We start from the raw sequence: 3,407 nt of genomic DNA, 5'->3' as shown, positions 1-3,407 counted from the left end.
AGCTTCCGCTCGCGGAGATGCTCCGCGCCCTGCCATCCGGCCTGCCCGTCTCGGTCGAAGCGCCGTGCCAGTCCGCGCGGGCTAGGCTCACCCCCGCTCAGTACGCCGCGCAGGCCAGGCAGGCGCTGTGCGCAGTGCTCGGCTGACGGCATGCGCGCCTTCCCGGCGGCCCGGCGCCGCTCAGCCACTCACCGCACTGTCACCAGCGTCACTGTCACCGGCGTCCTCGCCCAGGTACGCGGGCAGCATCGGCGGCGGCATCGGCCCCTTGTTCCTGCGGCCCTGCTGGCTCTCTTCCCAGCCGTGCGCCAGGATGCCGATGGTCCGGCTGAGCACGAACAGCCCGCGTGCCAGCGGCGGCGCGAACCCGAGCTCGGCATAGATCACCGCGGTGGCGCCGTCGATGTTCATCGGGACGGGCCTGCTCCGGCCCCGGTTCAGCGCGTCCTCGACGGCGAGCGCGGCACGCAAGTAGTCGCCGGACACGACCTGCTGCTCCGCGGCGTTGGCCACCATGCCGAGCAGCGGAGCGCGCCGCGGGTCGACCGGATGGAAGCGGTGCCCGAACCCCGGAACGTACCGCGACTTCGCCTGCCAGGCCGCGAGCACCCGGTCGGTGGCGGCAGCCAGGTCCTCGCCGTCCCGCTCGGCCTCGCGGATCTCGCCGAACAGCTGCACCGCCTGCTCTCCGGCGCCGCCGTGCACGTCGCCGAGCATCCCGACCCCGGTCGCCACCACCGTGTTCAGCCCGACGCCGCAGGTGGCGGCCATCCGGGCAGCCGCTATCGAGGGGGCCTGCGGGCCGTGGTCGGCCCCCGCCACAAGCGCCGCCTCGAGCAGCGCCTCCTGTGCGGGAGACGGCAATGAGCCCCGGATCAGCAGCCAGGCTGCCGATACCAGGCTGGTCGAGCCGATCAGGTCCTGCACGGGCCGGCCGCGGTACTCGATCACGCCGGGTTCGATCCTGGAGACCGAGGTTCCCCACCACCGGGTCACATCGTCAAGCGTTGTCACGACACCCTCCTGGAGACGCGCCAGTCATCGACGAGCGACGCCCGTTCGGCGTTGTGCTCTCCGAGCAGCGGCGGCGGGGCCGGCGGCCGCAGCGGCTCACCGTCGATGAGCACGCCGTTCCCGCTGACTCGCAGCACCCTGCCAGAGCCGTCCGGGTACGGCAGGTCGGTAAAGAAGCCGCGATACGCGAGCTGGTCGAGTTCCACCGCCTGCGGCACGGTCAGGATCCGCGCGGCCGGCACGCCGACCGCGGTCAGCGCCTGCTCCCACTCGACGGCGGTCCGCTGGCTGAGCGCCGCGTTGAGCTCGTCGCTGAGCGCGGCGCGGTTGCGCTTCCTCGCCTCCCGGTCGGCGAACCGGGGATCGGTGGCGAGCTGCGGCCTGCCCACCTCGCGGCACAGCTTCTCGAACTGCTCTTGCTGGTTGGCCGCGATGTTCAGCGGCCCGTCGGCCGCGTCGAAAGTGCCCGACGGCGCGGCCGTGGCGTTCTGATCGCCCATCGGCTCTGGCGCGACCCCGGTGACCTGGTAGTTGGACACGGTCCAGCCCATCGCGGAGATGGCGGCCTCGAGCATGGACACGTCGAGGAAGCAGCCGCGGCCGGTCTCCCCCCGGCCGGCCAGCGCCGCGGCGATGGCCATCGCAGCCATCAGGCCGCCCACCGTGTCGCAGATCGGGAAGCCGACTCGCAGCGGCGCGGTCTCCGGCGTCCCGGTGATGGACATCATCCCGGACAGACCCTGGATCACCTGGTCATAGGCGGGCGCGCGGCGCATCGGCCCGGACTGTCCGAACCCGGAGATCGCGCAGTACACCAGCCGCGGGTTCAGCTCGCGGAGCTCGGGCCAGCCGAAGCCGAGCCTGGCCAGGACACCGGCGCGGAAGTTCTCGAGCAACACGTCGGTCTCGCGCACCATGCCCTCGAACACCTCGCGGTCGCCAGCCGCCTTCAGGTTCAGCTCAACGGACCTCTTGCCGGCGTTCTGGGCGAGGAACGAGGCACCGATCCCCATCTCGTTCAGATCCACGTCCGGGCCGAGATGCCTGGCCAGGTCCCCCTCCCCCGGCAGCTCGATCTTGACGACGTCCGCGCCGAGCAGCATCAGCTGATAGCTGCAGTAGGGGCCGGCCAGGACGTTGGTGAGGTCGAGTACCCGGATGCCGCTGAGCGGTTTGTGCTGCATGCGCATACTCCTTGGGGGCACCAGGAAGGTGCTAGCTGTCGGTCCTCAGGTGGCCGGGCCGAGCGGATGGTCGAACCCTCGCTCGGACATCCGCGCGGCGGCCTGCTTCAGGTCGGTCGTGAAGGCTGCCACCCGTTCCGCCGTGAAGCGCAGCGTGGGGCCGCTCAGCGCCAGCGCTGCCACCACGGCGCCGGAGCGGCCGGTGACCAGCGCCGCGACCGCGGACAGGCCCTCCTCCCGTTCGCCGTGGCTGACCGCGTACCCGTCACGCCGGGCGGCGGCCGCCCACTTCCGCAGCGTCTCCAGATGGCTGTCGCCCTCAGGCGAGCGGCGCGCGACGCGGGCGAGCAGCGCGTCCGGCGCGTCGCTGAGCAAGACCTTGGACGAGGCGCCCGCCCACAGCGGGAGCTCGTCGCCCACCTGGACGACGTGGCGCAGCGGGCGAGGCGACTCCTGCTGCGCGACGCACACCCGGCAGATGTCGCGCAGCACGTACAGGTTCACCGTCTCCTGGTGCCTGGCGCCGAGTTCGCGCATCAGCGCCTGCGTCTCGGGCGGCAGCTGCCAGCTTCGCCGGGCCAGATAAGCCCAGCGCCACAGCCCCGGCCCGGCGACGTACCCGCCGGAGGTGGCCCACAGCAGCCCGCTGTGCTCGAGCGTGTGCACCAGGCGGAGCACCGTGGTCTTCGGCAGGCCGGTCGCCTCCGTGATGTCGCGGATCGACACCGACGGTTTCTCCTCGGTCAGCAGGGACAGGATGTCGAGCGCCCGGCGGATGCTCCTGACGCCCTGCACGTCGGCGGAATCCCCGCTCTGCCCCGGCCGTGCCGCCGCTGTCTCCACGTGTGCCTCACTATCCGGATCGGTCTGACCCACGGACTTTCCAACATGGTGCCCTCCGCCGAGTCCGGTTCGTTGGGCGCCAGGCCAGCTTCACATCTGCGCAACTTTCTCGCCGACGCTATTGCCATACCCGACGGCCAGACCGTACGTTACACCCCATCCGTATAACGGTTCAATTGAACCATTAGGTGGACCTCGTGATTACCGAAGAGATAGCAACCGCACCGGCGCTCATCGCGGGCAAGTGGTTGCGAGACGGTCCGTGGACCGAGCGAACCGGCCCGTACGTGCGGCAGGTGGTCAGCCGCGCGGTGGCGGCAACCCCCGCCGACGTCGCGGCGGCGGTCCGCTTCGCCAGGGATGCAG

3 protein-coding genes are annotated in these 3,407 nt (G+C 71.4%); all 3 read right to left on the bottom strand.

The window, feature by feature from the left end; all coding sequences use genetic code 11:
* Positions 1 to 180: 180 nt before the first annotated feature.
* Genes WA805_RS16750 through WA805_RS16740 form a run of 3 tightly spaced genes read right to left on the bottom strand, consistent with a single transcriptional unit; the run spans position 181 to position 3,041 of the window.
* Complete coding sequence (locus WA805_RS16750; protein WP_422285553.1) at positions 181 to 1,014, bottom strand: citryl-CoA lyase; 834 nt, start codon at positions 1,012 to 1,014, stop codon at positions 181 to 183.
* Complete coding sequence (locus WA805_RS16745) at positions 1,011 to 2,198, bottom strand: CaiB/BaiF CoA transferase family protein (protein ID WP_422285552.1); 1,188 nt, start codon at positions 2,196 to 2,198, stop codon at positions 1,011 to 1,013. Before WA805_RS16745 ends, WA805_RS16750 begins: the two co-directional genes overlap by 4 nt.
* A 45-nt stretch (positions 2,199 to 2,243) precedes the next feature.
* Entirely contained in the window at positions 2,244 to 3,041 is a 798-nt protein-coding gene (locus WA805_RS16740) for an IclR family transcriptional regulator (protein WP_425242803.1), read from the bottom strand.
* Positions 3,042 to 3,407: the final 366 nt, after the last annotated feature.

The organism is Trebonia sp. (genome assembly GCF_049794275.1).
Classification (GTDB): Bacteria; Actinomycetota; Actinomycetes; order Streptosporangiales; family Streptosporangiaceae; genus Trebonia.
This window is presented reverse-complemented; position numbering and strand designations above follow the sequence as displayed.